Raw genomic sequence first — 15006 nt, 5'->3', positions numbered from 1 at the left:
CGTGATCCACAGCAGCGCTATCCTGAGCCTGCCCAAGCTTGACCTCGGGAGGCCGCGCCTTCATATCCCAAGGCACAAGAACGAAGCCGAGAGGACACTTTATGGCCTATCATATCAGCGGAACCACTCTGCGACGCCATATCTATTTCTGGCTCGGCGTGTTCATCCTGTTCGTCGCATTCCTGTGGTTCTTCCGCTCGATCCTGCTGCCCTTCGTGGCCGGCATGGCGCTCGCCTATTTCCTCGATCCGGTTGCCGACTGGCTGGAGCGGAGGGGCTTGAGCCGCATGATGGCGTCGGTGCTGATCCTGATCGGGTTCGTGCTGATCTTCGCGCTGTCGCTGATGCTGGTCATCCCGGTCATCGTCAACCAGTTCGCGCAGTTCGCAGCCGCCCTGCCGGGATATATCACCCAGCTGCAGCAGATCCTCTCCAGTCCGGAAACATCGTTCCTGCCCGGTTGGGTCACCAGCCAGATCGACACGGTGAAGCAGAACTTTTCCGAAGTGCTGAGCCAGGGCGCCGGTTTCATCGGCACATTGTTTGCGCAGGTCTGGAATTCCGGCAAGGCCATCGTTGATGTCGTATCGCTTTTGATCGTTACCCCGGTCGTCGCCTTTTATCTGTTGCTCGACTGGGACCGCATGGTCAACAAGGTCGATAGCTGGATCCCGCGCGATCAGGTGCAGGTCGTGCGCCAGCTGGCGCGTGAAATGGACCGCTCGGTTGCCGGCTTCATCCGCGGGCAGGGTTCGCTCTGCCTTATCCTCGGCATTTTTTACGCCGCCGGCCTCTCGGCTGTTGGCCTGAACTTCGGCCTGCTCATCGGCTTTGTTGCCGGCATGATCTCGTTCATTCCCTATATCGGCTCGCTGATCGGCCTCGTGCTGTCCGTCGGTGTGGCGCTGGTACAGTTCTGGCCGGAATATACCTGGATCATCGCCACTGCCGGTGTGTTTTTCCTCGGCCAGTTCCTCGAAGGCAATATCCTGCAGCCGAAGCTCGTCGGCTCCAGCGTCGGCCTGCACCCGGTCTGGCTGATGTTCGCACTGTTTGCCTTCGGCGCCATGTTCGGTTTCGTCGGCCTTCTGGTCGCCGTACCCGCCGCCGCCATGGTCGGCGTGCTTGTCCGCTTCGTGCTGTCTCGTTATCTTGATAGCGACATGTATTACGGGCGTTCGGAAACGCTGCCATGGGAGGAGGAAAGACCTCAGGTGGCTCACCAGACAACCGACGCCACCCAGATTATCGTCCAGAAACCAGAATGACCGAAAACGACCGGCAGACGCAAAAGCGCAGCGAACAACTGGCGCTATCCTTTTCCCACGACCCGGCAACGGGCCGCGACGACCTGCTCGTGTCCGGCCCGGTCAGCGCTGCCGTCGCCATTGTCGATAGTTGGCCGGCATGGCCATCGCCCGTCATCGTGCTGGCCGGCCCCGCCGGTTCCGGCAAGACACATCTCACCAGCATCTGGCGGCAGAAAAGCGGTGCCAAGGACATTCACCCGGTGCCCGGCGAGCATGCCAATCTGGTGGCAGCCGAAGGCCCGGTCCTGTTCGAGGATGCCGATCGCCGTGGTTTCGATGACACGGAGCTTTTTCACGTCATCAACAGCGTACGTGAAAACGGCTCCAGCCTGCTGATGACCTCGCGCACATGGCCGTCCGCCTGGGGTGTCACCCTGCCGGATCTGCGCTCGCGCCTCAAGGCCGCGACCATCGTCGAGATCGGCGAGCCGGACGAGGAACTTCTGGCGCAGGTGATCGTCAAATTGTTTGCCGACCGTCAGCTTAATATCGATGACAAGATTGTCGCTTATATCGTCGCCAGAATGGAACGGTCGCTGGAGGCTGCCCAGCGCGTGGTAGACCAGATCGACCGTCTGGCTTTGGCGCGAGGTACCCGCATCAGCCGCAGTATCGCGGCGGAAGTGCTGGAAACCTTCAGCGAAGAAGGCGGAAGCGACGACGGCGACGATTGACTGTCACAGTTCCGTCGTCAAAACGTTATACGGCCGCAAGGCTAAACATATGAGGGACGGGGCATGGACCAGATCGCCGATACGCATGAAGCTACCGAAGTTGAGGCGAGCCCGAGCTTCGAGGACCTGATGGCCAGCCCCGAGCGCTTCATCAATCGCGAATTTTCGTGGCTGCAGTTCAATCGGCGCGTCCTCGAAGAGACCCTGAACACCGATCATCCGCTGCTGGAACGCATCCGTTTTCTGTCGATCTCGGCGGCCAACCTCGACGAGTTCTTCATGGTCCGCGTCGCCGGTCTCGAAGGTCAGGTCCGCCAGAACATTCTGGTGCGCAGCCCCGATGGCAAGACGCCGGCCGAGCAGCTGGAAGAGATCCTGAAGGAAATCGACAATCTGCAGATGGAACAGCAGGCCTCGCTTGCCGTCCTGCAGCAATATCTCGCCAAGGAAGATATCCTGATCGTCCGCCCTGCGGCTCTTTCGGAAGAGGATCGCAACTGGCTGGCCACCGATTTCGAGGAGGATCTGTTCCCGGTCCTCACACCTCTCGCCATCGATCCGGCGCATCCGTTCCCGTTCATTCCGAACCTCGGCTTCTCGATGGGCCTGCAGTTGCACAGCAAGCACGGCAAGGAGCCGATGACCGGCCTGTTGCGCCTGCCCACCACGCTCGATCGCTTCACGCGCCTGCCTGATGATGGCACGACGGTGCGCTACATCACGCTCGAAGATGTGGTCAGCATGTTCATCGACCGGCTTTTCCCCGGTTACGAGGTGCAGGGCGCCGGCACGTTCCGCCTCATCCGCGACAGCGATCTTGAAGTGGAAGAAGAAGCCGAAGATCTGGTGCGCTTCTTCGAGACGGCGTTGAAGCGCCGCCGTCGCGGCAAGGTCATCCGCATCGAGACGGATTCGGAAATGCCGGCCTCGCTGCGCCAGTTCGTGGTGCAGGAACTGGGCGTGCCGGAAAACCGCGTCGCCGTTCTGCCGGGCCTGCTTGCCCTCAACACGATCTCGGAGATCGCCAAGGCACCGCGCGATGATCTGCGATTTCTGCCCTACAATGCGCGATTTCCCGAACGCGTCCGCGAACACGCCGGAGACTGCCTCGCCGCCATCCGCGAAAAGGACATGGTGGTCCATCATCCGTACGAAAGTTTCGACGTGGTGGTGCAGTTCCTTCTGCAGGCGGCGCGCGACCCCGACGTCCTCGCCATCAAGCAGACCCTCTACAGAACCTCCAACGACAGCCCCATTGTCCGAGCCCTGATCGATGCCGCCGAAGCCGGCAAGTCGGTGACGGCGCTGGTCGAACTGAAGGCGCGTTTCGACGAGGAGGCCAACATCCGCTGGGCCCGCGACCTCGAGCGCGCCGGCGTACAGGTCGTGTTCGGCTTCATCGAATTGAAGACGCACGCAAAAATGTCGATGGTCGTGCGCCGTGAAGACGGCAAGCTGCGCACCTATTGCCACCTCGGTACCGGCAACTATCACCCGGTCACGGCGAAGATCTACACCGACCTGTCCTTCTTCACCTGCAACGCCAAGATCGGCCACGACATGGCCAACATCTTCAACTTCATCACCGGTTACGGCGAGCCGACCGAAAGCATGAAGCTGGCGGTTTCACCCTATACGCTGCGTCCGCGCATCCTGCGTCATATCGAGGAAGAGATCGTCCACGCCAAGGAAGGTCGCCCGGCCGCCATCTGGATGAAGATGAACTCGCTGGTCGACCCGGAGATCATCGATGCGCTCTATCGCGCCAGCCATGCCGGTGTCGATGTCGAACTGGTCATTCGCGGCATCTGCTGCCTGCGCCCGCAGGTGAAGGGTCTGTCCGACAATATTCGCGTCAAATCGATCGTCGGCCGTTTCCTGGAACACAGCCGTATCTTCTGCTTCGGCAACGGTTTTGGCCTGCCTTCGGAGAAGGCGCTCGTCTATATCGGTTCGGCCGACATGATGCCGCGCAACCTCGACCGCCGTGTCGAAACGCTGGTGCCGCTGCTCAATCCTACCGTGCACGAGCAGGTTCTTTCACAGATCATGCTGGGCAATCTCATTGACAACCAGCAGAGCTACGAGATATTGCCCGACGGCACATCGCGGCGGATGGAGGTTCGTCATGGAGAGGAACCTTTCAACGCCCAGCAGTATTTCATGACCAACCCGTCTCTTTCTGGACGCGGGGAAGCCCTGAAATCGAGTGCGCCGAAACTGATCGCGGGCGTCATGTCCGGACGAAAGAAATAAGGCCCAAACTGCAGGCTCGCATGGTACGAACAGAAGCTCAGGGGCGCGTTCAAGGTAGCGCTCCTGTTTCCGTTATCGACATCGGCTCGAATTCCGTTCGCGTCGTCATCTACGAAGGTCTTTCCCGCGCCCCGACGACCCTTTTCAACGAAAAGGTGTTGTGTGGCCTCGGCAAAGGGCTTGGCTCGAGCGGTCGCATGGACCCCGAGGCGGTTGATCGTGCGCTCGCGGCCCTGCGTCGTTTCAAGGCGCTGTCGGTACAGGCCGGTGCCAAGGAAATCTATGTCCTCGCCACGGCTGCCGCCCGCGAAGCCTCCAATGGCCCGGATTTCATCCGCAATGTCGAGAAAATCCTGGGGCAGGAGGCACATGTGCTCTCCGGCGAGGAAGAGGCCTATTATTCTGCACTCGGCGTCACCAGTGGTTTCCACCATGCCGACGGCATTGCCGGCGATCTCGGTGGCGGCTCGCTGGAACTGATCGATATCCAGGATCACGAACTCGGCAAAGGTATCACGCTACCGCTTGGCGGCCTGCGCCTGTCGGAATATTCCGGCGGTTCGATTGCCAAGGCGCGTGCCTTTGCGCGGCAGCAGGTCAAGTCGGCCAAGCTCCTGTCGAAAGGCGAGGGGCGCACCTTCTATGCTGTCGGCGGGACCTGGCGCAACATCGCCAAGCTGCACATGGAAATGCGCGGTTATCCGCTGCATATGATGCAGGGTTACGAGCTGCCGCTGTCGGAAATGCAGATCTTCCTGAAGGAGATCGTTGACGGCACTGCGGCCAAGAACCCGGCCTGGCAGGCGGTTTCCAAGAACCGTCGCGCGCTTCTCCCTTTCGGCGCCGTCGCCATGCAGGAAGTGCTGGCGGTGATGAAACCGTCGCGCATCATCGTGTCGGCGCAGGGCGTGCGCGAAGGGTATCTCTATTCAAAACTGTCTCCGGAAGAAAAGGCATCCGATCCGCTGCTCGTCGCAGCCGATCAGCTTGCGGTTCTCCGCGCCCGATCGCCCGAACATGCGCGCGAACTGGCGGAATGGACCGGTCGCATGGTGCCGGTTTTCGGCATCGATGAAAGCGACGAGGAAAGCCGTTATCGCCGCGCTGCCTGCCTGCTGGCCGATATCAGCTGGCGCGCGCATCCCGATTATCGCGGGCTTCAGGCGCTCAACATCATCGCCCATTCGTCGTTTACCGGCATCACGCATGCCGGCCGCGCCTATATCGCGCTTGCCAATTATTACCGGTTCGAAGGACTAAGTGATAACGGGGCCACCGGCCCGCTTGCCGCCATCGGCACGCCGCGCCTGCTGGAACTGGCCAAGCTGCTGGGTGGTCTGCTGCGGGTGGTCTACCTGTTTTCGGCATCGATGCCGGGCATCGTCAACCACCTGAGCTTCCGGCCGTCCAGCCAGTCGGATATCGACCTGGAATTCGTCGTCCCGCCGGCCTATCGCGAGTTTGCCGGAGAGCGTCTGGATGGTCGTCTGCAGCAGCTCGCCAAGCTCACAGGCAAGCGTCTGGCCTTCCGCTACGAATAAGGATGGCCGTTATCCTCCCGGCACGGTGAGCGCTGCGAAATACATCTCGCCCACAAATGTAATATGTGATATTGTCACATTTGTTTTGGCAAGGATGCAGATGAATGGTGCTGGTGCTGCGGGGGGCAGACTGGCGCGCGATATTGCCGCGGGCCTCGAATGCGATCATTCAAGCCTTTATCGATGGCGCGCCGCTTCTCGCTGCGGCTGGCATTACGCTGAACCGCACACGGCTGGCCTATGCGCTTGCCAATGTGAAACATGAGTGCGACGGCTTTACCCTCAAGAACCTGACCGAAGACATTTATTATTCCGCCGAGGGCGTGGCGAAGACCTGGCCGGGCCGTTTCACCGATGCCGCTTCCGTGCGCAAGGCCTATGGCACGGGGTACGGCTGGCAGAAAAAGGCGATCGACGACATCTATGGCGACTGCATGGGCAATGGACGCGGCACGAGCGACGGTTCGCGCTTCATCGGGCGGGGCGGGCCACAGATCATCGGTCGGGAAGAATATTGGGAAGTTGGCCAACGTTGTGGACTTGATCTGGTCCATCGGCCGGAACTGGCGGCCGAAGCCCGCTATCAACCGGCCATCCTTGCCGCCTTCTGGAGCTGGAAAGGGCTGAGCACACAGGCGGATGTCGGCAATTTCCACGGTTGCGTGGAAAAATGGAAAGGCCACCGCGTCAGCATCGCCGATCATGAGGCACGCATGGCCGGCCATGATCCGATGATCAGCCGCCTGACCAATGTCGCGGCGCTGTTTCCGATCGTGGAGACGATCCGGTCCGTGACGCCGGTGCCGGCCGTGCGGCCGCTGCGCCGCGCGCAGAGTTGAGCGGTTTTAGCCCCGGGCGGCAGGCATCGGGTGGCCGCGATGACGGCCACTCGTCCTATTCATTGATGTCCGGTTCCACCAGCCGGTGAAGGTTTGCTAGGCATTCCTGCCAGCCGAGATAGCAGGATTCCGCCGGGATGATCTCCGGCACGCCGGCCTGGGTGATGTGCATTTCAGTGCCGCAGGACACGGCCTTCAGGGTCACCGTCACCTCCATCACACCCGGCAGGTTCGGGTCTTCAAAACTGTCGGTGTAGCGAATTCGCTCGCCGGGCACGAGTTCCAGAAACTCGCCGCCGAAGGAATGGCTGTTGTCGGTGGTGAAATTGCGGAACGACATCTTGAACGTGCCGCCGACTTTCGCATCGAGATGATGCACGGTGCAGGTAAAGCCGTTCGGCGGAAACCATTTGGTCAGCGCGTCGGCCTCGATAAAGGCGCGATAGATCTTTTCCGGCTTGGTGGCGAGAACGCGGTGCAGCTTGATCGTGCTTGGCATGGTCTGATCCTCCTGTTTTGAACCATGGCGACTTCCCCAAGGACGAAGAATAAACCCACGGTCCGACATGCCGCAGCGAATTATTTCAAAAATCGCAAACGCCCGGCTTTCACCGGGCGTTTCCTGTCGAGGTGGCCGGCTTATTTCGCCGACAGAAACGCGCCGACTTCCAGCAGGCTGAATTCGTTGTCGTCAGCCTTGTCGACGGCGCGGCCGGCCGAGAAGGGCAGGTTGTTGTCATTGCCGATGACGATATGGGTGGCATCGACCACGTCGACATTTTCGATGGTCACGAACGGCATGTCATAGACGCCATCCTTGGAGCCGGCCTTTTTCTTGTTGTCCGGGTCCTTGATGTTCATCAGATCGATATAACCGATCTTGCGTACGGCCTTGCCGACATTGGCGTCGCTCATCTCGATCTTGTAGACGCGCTTCAGTTCGGCCGGGGCATCAAAACAATCCGGCTTCGGCTGTTTCGGATCGGCGCAGGCCTTGTCCTTCGTACCGGCACCATTGTCACGCTCGATGACAAGGGCGGTCGTGTCGTCGATCATGTTGAAATCGCCGATCGCGACGCCCTTTTCGGCGAGCGGATAAAACCAGGAACGGCCGGTCCAGGACTTGGAAGCGATATCGAACTCGATGACACGCAGCGCAGTTGCGCCATCCACCTGTTCGACCTTGCCGTCTTCGAGGAAGAGCGGACCTTCCAGCAGGCCGTAAAGCTTGGATCCGTCCTTCGACATCGCCATGCCTTCGTAACCACCCGAGCGTTTCAGGTTGAACACCGGCAGTTTGGCCGTCGGGTTGGCCGGCATCACAAGCGCCGGGTTGTCGGGAGATTTTACCGGCTTGCCATCCACCATGGTCGGGATGACATCGGTCAGCTGACCATTGGCATCGACCTTGATCAGGTAGGGGCCAAACTCCTCGCCGAGCCAGAAACCGTCCGCCACCGGCTGGATCGACTCGATATCGAAATCGGCGCCCGTCAGGTAGCGTTTGTCGGAACCTTCCATGACGATCGGGAAGGGGGCGATGCGGTTTGGATCCGACAGGAAGAGGTTCTTGACCACCTCGACCTTGTTGGTGGCCCAGTCGAATTTCACCTGATGCAGGAACAGCATGGCGTCGGCGGAATTGGCCTTTGAGCCAAAACCGTTGTCGGACAGCGTCCAGAAGGTGCCATCATCCATGGCCTTGATGCCCGAAAATCCCTGGATCGGCTGGCCATCGAGCGGCAGTTTCACATCGGTCACACGGACACCGTCCTTGCCATCCACGGTGCCGAGCTTTTCGACACGCTTGCCGGGCGTGGTGAACTTGCCCGACGTCTTCAGGAAATCCGGCGCATCGGAAGGCGCAGGGGTCAGCGTGTTGGCGGGGAGAATTGCTTGGCCGGCCAGCTTTGCCGGGAATTCCTTGTCATCGGCGAAAGCGGCGCCGGCGAAGAGCGCGGCAAAAGCGACAGTGCTGAGAAAAAGTCGGGTCATGGGATCACCTATCTGTTGGGTGTCGGACACATGCTCCGATTATCCATCCCGCATGACGCTCAGGTGATCGGCATTTGACAGATCGATGAAGGTTTCATGGCGTAGTTTTGAGAGGCGTATAAAGGGGTTGCGCAGACGTCGGCATGACGGGCCGCCTAACCGGTCCCCCTGCGCAAGGCCAGCCAGCGTCCCGGTGTCATGCCGAAACTTTTGCGGAAATGGCGGGTGAAATGCGCCTGATCGGCAAAACCCGCATCGGCGGCCGCATCCGCCAGTCCGCCACCCGCCGCCATCGATCGTTTCGCCCGCTCCAGACGGCGCATGATGAGATAACGATGCGGACTGGTGCCGAGCAGAAGGCGAAACTGTCGTGCAAGGTCGTAACGGTCCAGCCCCGTTTCCGCTTCCAGTGTTTCGGAGAGCACCAGTTCGCCGCAACGGCTTTCGATAAAGTCGCGGGCGCGCAGAACGGCAGTCTGCGCCGAGGCCGTCACCACCTTGCGCGGTGCGCCGGATTGCCGGTAAAGACCGGCCACCACGCGCATCACCACATCGTCCATGATCAGGTCGTCGGGGTCGGCATCCAGATCGCCGAGAATATCTGCAAGCGCCTGCCAGAGGCCGCTATCGGCCACGACCGGATCGGCGACGAAGGGCAGGGCTGTTCGGTGGCCATCGACCGCGCCGATCAGCTCCGGCGGCAGATAGATCATCCGGTAGATCAGCCCGTCCTCGGTGCCGGCCGCGCCATCATGCACTTCGTCGGGATGTAGCACGATGACATTGCCGGGATTGCTGAACCGCTCGGCCCCGCGATAGCGAAATGTCTGCACGCCATGCAGCGTCAGGCCGAGCGCATAGGTATCGTGCCGGTGGGGGGAAAAGCCATTGCCATGAAAACGCGCCTCGATGCGCTCGACACCGCGCGATGGCATGGCGATGCGCATGCCATCGGCAAAGCCGGCCTTGCACGAACGTTCAAGACCGCCCGCAACGCCCGGCGCTAAGTGTTCGGTTCTTTCGATCCCCCGAACGGAGTTTTCCTGCATGTTCGACACCAAGATCGCGATTATTATCCGCGATGACCTCGCCACCTGGCAGAAGCTCAACGTCACCGCTTTTCTGACAAGCGGCATCGTCGCGCAAACGCCGGCGATCATCGGCGAAGCATACCGGGATGCGGCCGGCCATGTCTACAATCCGCTCAGCGTTCAGCCAATTGTCGTGCTGGCCACGGATCAGGAGACCTTGCGGACCATCCACAAACGCGCGCTTGACCGCGAGGTAACGACTTCGGCCTATATCGAAGAGATGTTCTCGACCGGCCATGATGCCGCCAACCGCGAGGTGTTTGCGCAGTTCGGGCCCGAGGATGCAAAACTGGTGGGTATTGCGCTCAGGGCGGACAAGAAGGTGGTCGACAAGATCACTAAGGGCGCGAAGATGCACCCGTAAGCCCCTCAAAAGTGCCGGATTGCAAAGGTTCTGGCTGGCGCTTATTGTTGGGGCATCGATCGATGCGTGATCGGAGGTGCAGCCATGAATGCCATTACGCTGAGAAATCTATCCGATGATGCGAGCCGGGCTCTGGAAGCGCGTGCCGAGCAGAACGGTACGACGGCCGAGGTGGAGGCCGAGCGGATGTTGGAGGATGCACTTGCAATCGTTTCACCGAAGGCAGCGGACGCTTCCGGTTTGCAACTGGTTGAGGCGCTTCAGCAACTCGGCAGAGATTTTCCAGAATTTCTGGAGCTTGATTTTTCGCGCGATCAGACACCGGCAAGAGCCGCGTCCTTCGAATGATCGTACTCGACACGAACGTCCTTTCGGAAATTGCCAAGCCGGATATGGATGTTCGTGTCAGGATCTGGGTCGCCTCCCAGGCAATGCAGCATTTGTTCACCACGGCAGTAACGCTGGCTGAAGTGACTTTCGGGATTGCAATCATGCCGGATGGAGTGCGAAAAACATCGCTCAATACCCGGACGGACGAGATTTTTCGTCGTGTATTTTCGTCTCGTATTCTGCCGTTCGACGAAACCGCCGCGCGGGCTTATGGCCGTATCGTAGCAGCCGCCCGCGCAAAGGGACGCTCCATCCTGATGGCCGATGGTCAGATCGCCTCTATCGCGCAAAGCAGCGGCTTCACCGTCGCCACGCGCGATACCGCCCCGTTCGAGGCGGCGGGCGTACCCGTCATCAATCCTTGGAATGTCGCTTAAAGCTCGACCGCCTCGACCTTCTTGTCGACGAAGCGCAGGGCCACGCCGCCATTGATCAGCCGCAGCGCCATGTCGCCGAACAGGTCGCGACGCCAGCCGGACAAGGCACCGACCTGTGCATTTTCGCCTTCCGCTGCGATCTTTTCCAGATCGTCGCTATTGGCGATGATCTTTGCCGCCACGCCCTGACGATCGGAAACCAGCTTCAGCAAAACTTTCAGGAGTTCGACGGCGGCAGCCGTGCCTTCAGGTACGTGTACGTGTTTTGGTGCGTGTGGCATGTCAGCCTTGGGAAGGGCCAGCGCGGCGTTTACCGCCTCGATGATGGCGGCACCCGAAGCGGATCGTTCCCAGCCCTTTGGAATGGTGCGAAGGCGTCCAAGCGCTTCGGTGTCTTTCGGCTGCTGCTGGGCGATCTCGAAAAGACCGTCATCCTTGAGCACGCGCGAGCGCGGCACGTTGCGGCTGCGCGCCTCGCGTTCGCGCCATGCGGCAACGAATTTCAGGATGGCCAGCTCGGTCGGCTTGCGCAGGCGCGATTTCAGCCGCAGCCAGGCATTGTCCGGATGCATGTCGTAGGTGGAAGCGCTTTCCAGAACCGCCATTTCCTCGCTCACCCACAGGGCGCGGCCTTCACGCTCCAGCTGTTCCTTCAGCGACAGATAGACGTCGCGCAGATGCGTGACGTCGGCGGCGGCATAATCCAGCTGCTTGTCGGTCAGCGGGCGGCGGCTCCAGTCGGTGAAGCGCGACGACTTGTCGATCTGCACGCCCTTGATGCGGTTGACCAGCTGGTCATAGGAAATGCTGTCGCCGAAACCGCAGACCATGGCTGCAACCTGCGTGTCGAAGATCGGCTGCGGAATGAGATTGCCGAGATGATGGATGATCTCGATATCCTGACGCGCCGCATGAAACACTTTCACTACCGACGTATCGGCCATCAATGCGAAGAAAGGTTTCAGGTCGATGCCCTTGGCGAGCGGATCGACGATCACTTCCAGGTCCGGGCTTGCCATCTGGATCAGGCACAGTTCCGGCCAGAACGTCGTTTCCCGCAGGAACTCCGTGTCGATGGTGATGAATTCCGACTTTGCCAGCTTGAGGCAGGCTTCTTCTAGGGCAGCAGTGGTTTCGATCATGGTCTTCGTCAGGCGGGGAAATAAAGGATCAACCTTCCTTTCCCTTTCAATCGCTTATGTCAACCGCAAGCGGTGCGGATGTGGCCCGAAACCGCCTTGTGGCGGCAAGAAGTCACCATAAAGCGCGAAACTTGGCGTCCGTTGCTTGCCGATCCGCATGCTCACTCCAATTTTGGTTGTCATTGAAGCGGGAAGCGAGAAATGAGAAAAACGACTTACTCGATATGGCTGCTACTGGGCTCCATCACCGTGGCGTCCGCAGAGCCGCTTGAGATTCTTGATGCATATCCGAACCGTTCTGCCGATAGTAACGGTCCAGGGGTGGTTGTGCGTCTGACGCCCGCAGGCGGTGAGGCTGTTCAGCGGCTGACGACCGAGAATGTGGGTCGGCGCCTTTCACTCAAGCTCGGAGAGCGCGAACTGATGGCACCGGTCATACGTGAGCCGACCACCAATCGTTATTTCCTTCTCTCGGGGGCTATGACACGCCCCGATGCAGAAAGGCTGGCCGAGGACATTCAACGGGCCGGACAGCTGGATGCGACCATCATCGCGCCGTAGAAAACAGATCGGTCTGCATTAGACATGGCGAGAAATATAGAGATGTCAAAAGCACAGCAACGCGATGACGCGGCTATTTCGCGCATGACGGCCTCGAATATGAGCAACGCGAAATGGAAAAAGCTGTTTGATACGCTTGTCCCGCTCGAACTCGGTAAATTGCGCTGGAAATTCGTCCGTAACGAATGCATCTATAACGCGGGCCTGCATCCATTTGCAGACAGCTATCTTGAAACCGGATTGGGTGATGTTTTGCCGTCTCCTTACGGGCCTTATAGAAACATCGAATGGATTGAGATCGCGGAAGAACACGCAGAAAAGGTCTTGGCTGCTCTTCAACCCATCGGGCGTTTTCCATTCAGCAGAAGCGCCCATGACCTTAAGGTTGTTGCATATAACAACCCGGACGCTTGAGAGGGGCTGTCTGTTTGCATCCTTGTCATGGTGCTGATGATGTCCGGGTAGCGAATAGTGCGCTTCGCCTGAAAGCCACCGTCGACGGATGCCCCGCAACCCTTGACAAATCGGCCCGCCCATGCGCTTTTCGCGCCGATTTTCATGATTTTCGGCCGGGCCGCTTCGCGCGCCCAAAAAGGCCGTTCAAAGCATCAGTCCAGGATAAAAGACATGCATCGTTACCGTAGCCATACCTGCGCAGCCCTCCGCAAGTCGGATGTCGGCTCCAATGTCCGCATTTCCGGCTGGGTTCATCGTGTCCGCGACCATGGCGGCGTGCTGTTCGTCGACCTGCGCGACCATTACGGCATGACCCAGGTCGTCTGCGACCCGGATAGCCCAGCCTTCAAGTCGGCCGAAATCGTGCGTGGCGAATGGGTCATCCGCATCGATGGTGTGGTCAAGGCGCGTTCGGAAGAGACCGTCAACAAGACCATGGCGACCGGCGAAATCGAACTCTACGCCAAGGAAATCGAAGTTCTTTCGGCTGCCAAGGAATTGCCGCTGCCGGTCTTCGGCGAGCCGGAATATCCGGAAGACGTGCGCCTGAAGTACCGTTTCCTCGACCTGCGCCGCGAAACGCTGCACAAGAACATCGTCAAGCGCACCCAGATCATCGCCGCCATGCGCCGCGAAATGACGGCCGGTGGCTTCACCGAATATTCGACGCCGATCCTGACCGCGTCTTCGCCGGAAGGCGCGCGCGACTTCCTCGTGCCGTCGCGTATTCATCCCGGCAAGTTCTTTGCCCTGCCGCAGGCGCCGCAGCAGTACAAGCAGCTGATGATGGTGGCCGGTTTCGACCGCTACTTCCAGATCGCACCCTGCTTCCGCGATGAAGACCCGCGCGCCGATCGCCTGCCGGGCGAATTCTACCAGCTCGACCTAGAAATGAGCTTCGTGACCCAGGAAGAAGTCTGGGAAACGATGGAGCCGGTCATGCGTGGCATCTTCGAAGAGTTTGCCGAAGGCAAGCCGGTCACCAAGGAATTCCCGCGCATCCCGTATGACGTGGCGATCCGCAAGTATGGTTCCGACAAGCCGGATCTGCGCAACCCGATCGAAATGCAGGCCGTTACCGAGCATTTTGACGGTTCCGGCTTCAAGGTGTTTGCCGGCATGATCGCGTCCAACCCGAAGGTCGAAGTCTGGGCGATCCCGGCCAAGACCGGCGGTAGCCGCGCATTCTGCGACCGCATGAACGTATGGGCACAGCAGCAGGGTCAGCCGGGCCTCGGCTACATCTTCTGGAAGGAAGAAGAGGGCAAGGTTGCCGGCTCCGGTCCGCTTGCCAAGAACATCGGCGAAGAGCGCACCGCAGCGATTGCGGCACAGCTTGGCCTCGAAGCGGGCGATGCCTGCTTCTTCGTCGCCGGCGAACCGGAAAAATTCTACAAGTTTGCAGGCGAAGCCCGTAACCGCGCTGCCGACGAACTGGGTCTGGCCAACAAGGACCAGTTCGCTCTTTGCTGGATCGTCGACTTCCCGTTCTTCGAATATAACGAAGAAGACAAGAAGATCGATTTCGCCCACAACCCGTTCTCGATGCCACAGGGTGGCCTCGACGCGCTGGAAAACCAGGATCCGCTGACGATCAAGGCCTACCAGTACGACATGGTCTGCAACGGCTTTGAAATCGCCTCGGGCTCGATCCGTAACCAGCTGCCGGAAGTCATGGTGAAAGCCTTCGAAATGGTCGGTCTCAGCCAGCAGGACGTGGAAGATCGCTTCGGTGGCCTCTACCGCGCCTTCCAGTACGGTGCGCCTCCGCACGGTGGCATGGCAGCCGGCGTCGACCGCGTCGTCATGTTGCTGACCGGAGCGAAGAACCTGCGCGAAATCACGCTGTTCCCGATGAACCAGCAGGCGCAGGACCTTCTGATGGGTGCGCCTTCGGAAGCACAGCCGGCGCAGCTGCGCGAACTGGCGATCCGCCCGATCCCGCCGGTCAAGAAGGACTGATCGCCAGTAAAGGTGATTTTTCGTCAAGTATTGCGACGGCGGCCTTCG

The 15006-nt window shown here is 59.9% G+C and carries 15 protein-coding genes; 11 read left to right on the top strand and 4 right to left on the bottom strand.

Going from position 1 to position 15006, the window contains the following annotated elements:
- Positions 1 to 101: 101 nt before the first annotated feature.
- From J2T09_RS18960 to J2T09_RS18940, 5 genes are all read left to right on the top strand, one after another.
- Positions 102 to 1268, top strand: a complete 1167-nt coding sequence (locus J2T09_RS18960) for an AI-2E family transporter (protein ID WP_306837551.1) — start codon at positions 102 to 104, stop codon at positions 1266 to 1268.
- Positions 1265 to 1984 carry a DnaA regulatory inactivator HdaA gene (gene hdaA, locus J2T09_RS18955; protein ID WP_306837550.1) on the top strand — a complete coding sequence of 240 codons (720 nt, stop codon included), beginning with the start codon at positions 1265 to 1267 and terminating at the stop codon, positions 1982 to 1984. Before J2T09_RS18960 ends, hdaA begins: the two co-directional genes overlap by 4 nt.
- A gap of 63 nt (positions 1985 to 2047) precedes the next feature.
- Complete coding sequence (locus J2T09_RS18950) at positions 2048 to 4240, top strand: RNA degradosome polyphosphate kinase (protein WP_306837549.1); 2193 nt, start codon at positions 2048 to 2050, stop codon at positions 4238 to 4240.
- Between the two features lie 20 nt (positions 4241 to 4260).
- Positions 4261 to 5781 (top strand): exopolyphosphatase, encoded by a 1521-nt coding sequence (gene ppx / locus J2T09_RS18945; RefSeq protein WP_306837548.1) that lies wholly within the window; start codon positions 4261 to 4263, stop codon positions 5779 to 5781.
- 104 nt (positions 5782 to 5885) lie between these two features.
- Positions 5886 to 6620: a glycoside hydrolase family 19 protein gene (locus tag J2T09_RS18940; RefSeq protein WP_306837547.1), complete on the top strand. Its 735-nt coding sequence runs from the start codon at positions 5886 to 5888 to the stop codon at positions 6618 to 6620.
- Between the two features lie 55 nt (positions 6621 to 6675).
- Here J2T09_RS18940 and J2T09_RS18935 read toward each other — a convergent pair whose 3' ends face one another.
- The 3 genes from J2T09_RS18935 to J2T09_RS18925 all read right to left on the bottom strand — a co-directional run bounded on the left by J2T09_RS18935 (position 6676) and on the right by J2T09_RS18925 (position 9664).
- Positions 6676 to 7119, bottom strand: a complete 444-nt coding sequence (locus tag J2T09_RS18935; protein ID WP_306837546.1) for an SRPBCC family protein — start codon at positions 7117 to 7119, stop codon at positions 6676 to 6678.
- 140 nt (positions 7120 to 7259) lie between these two features.
- Entirely contained in the window at positions 7260 to 8615 is a 1356-nt protein-coding gene (locus tag J2T09_RS18930) for an esterase-like activity of phytase family protein (RefSeq protein WP_306837544.1), read from the bottom strand.
- 155 nt (positions 8616 to 8770) lie between these two features.
- A complete protein-coding gene (locus J2T09_RS18925; RefSeq protein WP_306837542.1) occupies positions 8771 to 9664 on the bottom strand; it encodes an AraC family transcriptional regulator in 894 nt (297 codons plus the stop codon).
- Here J2T09_RS18925 and J2T09_RS18920 point away from each other — a divergent pair.
- From J2T09_RS18920 to J2T09_RS18910, 3 genes are all read left to right on the top strand, one after another.
- The gene (locus tag J2T09_RS18920; RefSeq protein WP_306837540.1) at positions 9663 to 10070 is read left to right on the top strand and encodes a DUF2000 family protein; all 408 of its coding nucleotides are present in this window, start codon (positions 9663 to 9665) and stop codon (positions 10068 to 10070) included. The genes J2T09_RS18925 and J2T09_RS18920 overlap by 2 nt on opposite strands.
- A gap of 84 nt (positions 10071 to 10154) precedes the next feature.
- A complete protein-coding gene (locus J2T09_RS18915) occupies positions 10155 to 10418 on the top strand; it encodes a FitA-like ribbon-helix-helix domain-containing protein (RefSeq protein WP_306837539.1) in 264 nt (87 codons plus the stop codon).
- Complete coding sequence (locus tag J2T09_RS18910; RefSeq protein WP_306837537.1) at positions 10415 to 10837, top strand: type II toxin-antitoxin system VapC family toxin; 423 nt, start codon at positions 10415 to 10417, stop codon at positions 10835 to 10837. The genes J2T09_RS18915 and J2T09_RS18910 overlap by 4 nt, the downstream gene beginning before the upstream one ends.
- Here the strand turns inward: J2T09_RS18910 and rnd are convergent.
- The gene (gene rnd / locus J2T09_RS18905) at positions 10834 to 11979 is read right to left on the bottom strand and encodes a ribonuclease D (RefSeq protein WP_306837535.1); all 1146 of its coding nucleotides are present in this window, start codon (positions 11977 to 11979) and stop codon (positions 10834 to 10836) included. The genes J2T09_RS18910 and rnd overlap by 4 nt on opposite strands.
- A 201-nt stretch (positions 11980 to 12180) precedes the next feature.
- Between rnd and J2T09_RS18900 the strand changes: the two genes are divergently transcribed.
- The 3 genes from J2T09_RS18900 (at position 12181) to aspS (ending at position 14958) form a co-directional block, all read left to right on the top strand.
- Positions 12181 to 12540: a SecDF P1 head subdomain-containing protein gene (locus J2T09_RS18900; protein WP_306837533.1), complete on the top strand. Its 360-nt coding sequence runs from the start codon at positions 12181 to 12183 to the stop codon at positions 12538 to 12540.
- 42 nt (positions 12541 to 12582) lie between these two features.
- Positions 12583 to 12954, top strand: a complete 372-nt coding sequence (locus J2T09_RS18895; protein ID WP_306837531.1) for a hypothetical protein — start codon at positions 12583 to 12585, stop codon at positions 12952 to 12954.
- A 213-nt stretch (positions 12955 to 13167) separates the two neighbouring features.
- A complete protein-coding gene (gene aspS, locus J2T09_RS18890; protein WP_306837530.1) occupies positions 13168 to 14958 on the top strand; it encodes an aspartate--tRNA ligase in 1791 nt (596 codons plus the stop codon).
- Positions 14959 to 15006: the final 48 nt, after the last annotated feature.

The sequence above is a fragment of the Neorhizobium huautlense genome (assembly GCF_030811685.1).
Lineage (GTDB): Bacteria > Pseudomonadota > Alphaproteobacteria > Rhizobiales > Rhizobiaceae > Neorhizobium > Neorhizobium huautlense_A.
Note: the sequence above shows the minus strand (reverse complement) of the source record. Positions and strands in the feature narration are given on the sequence as shown.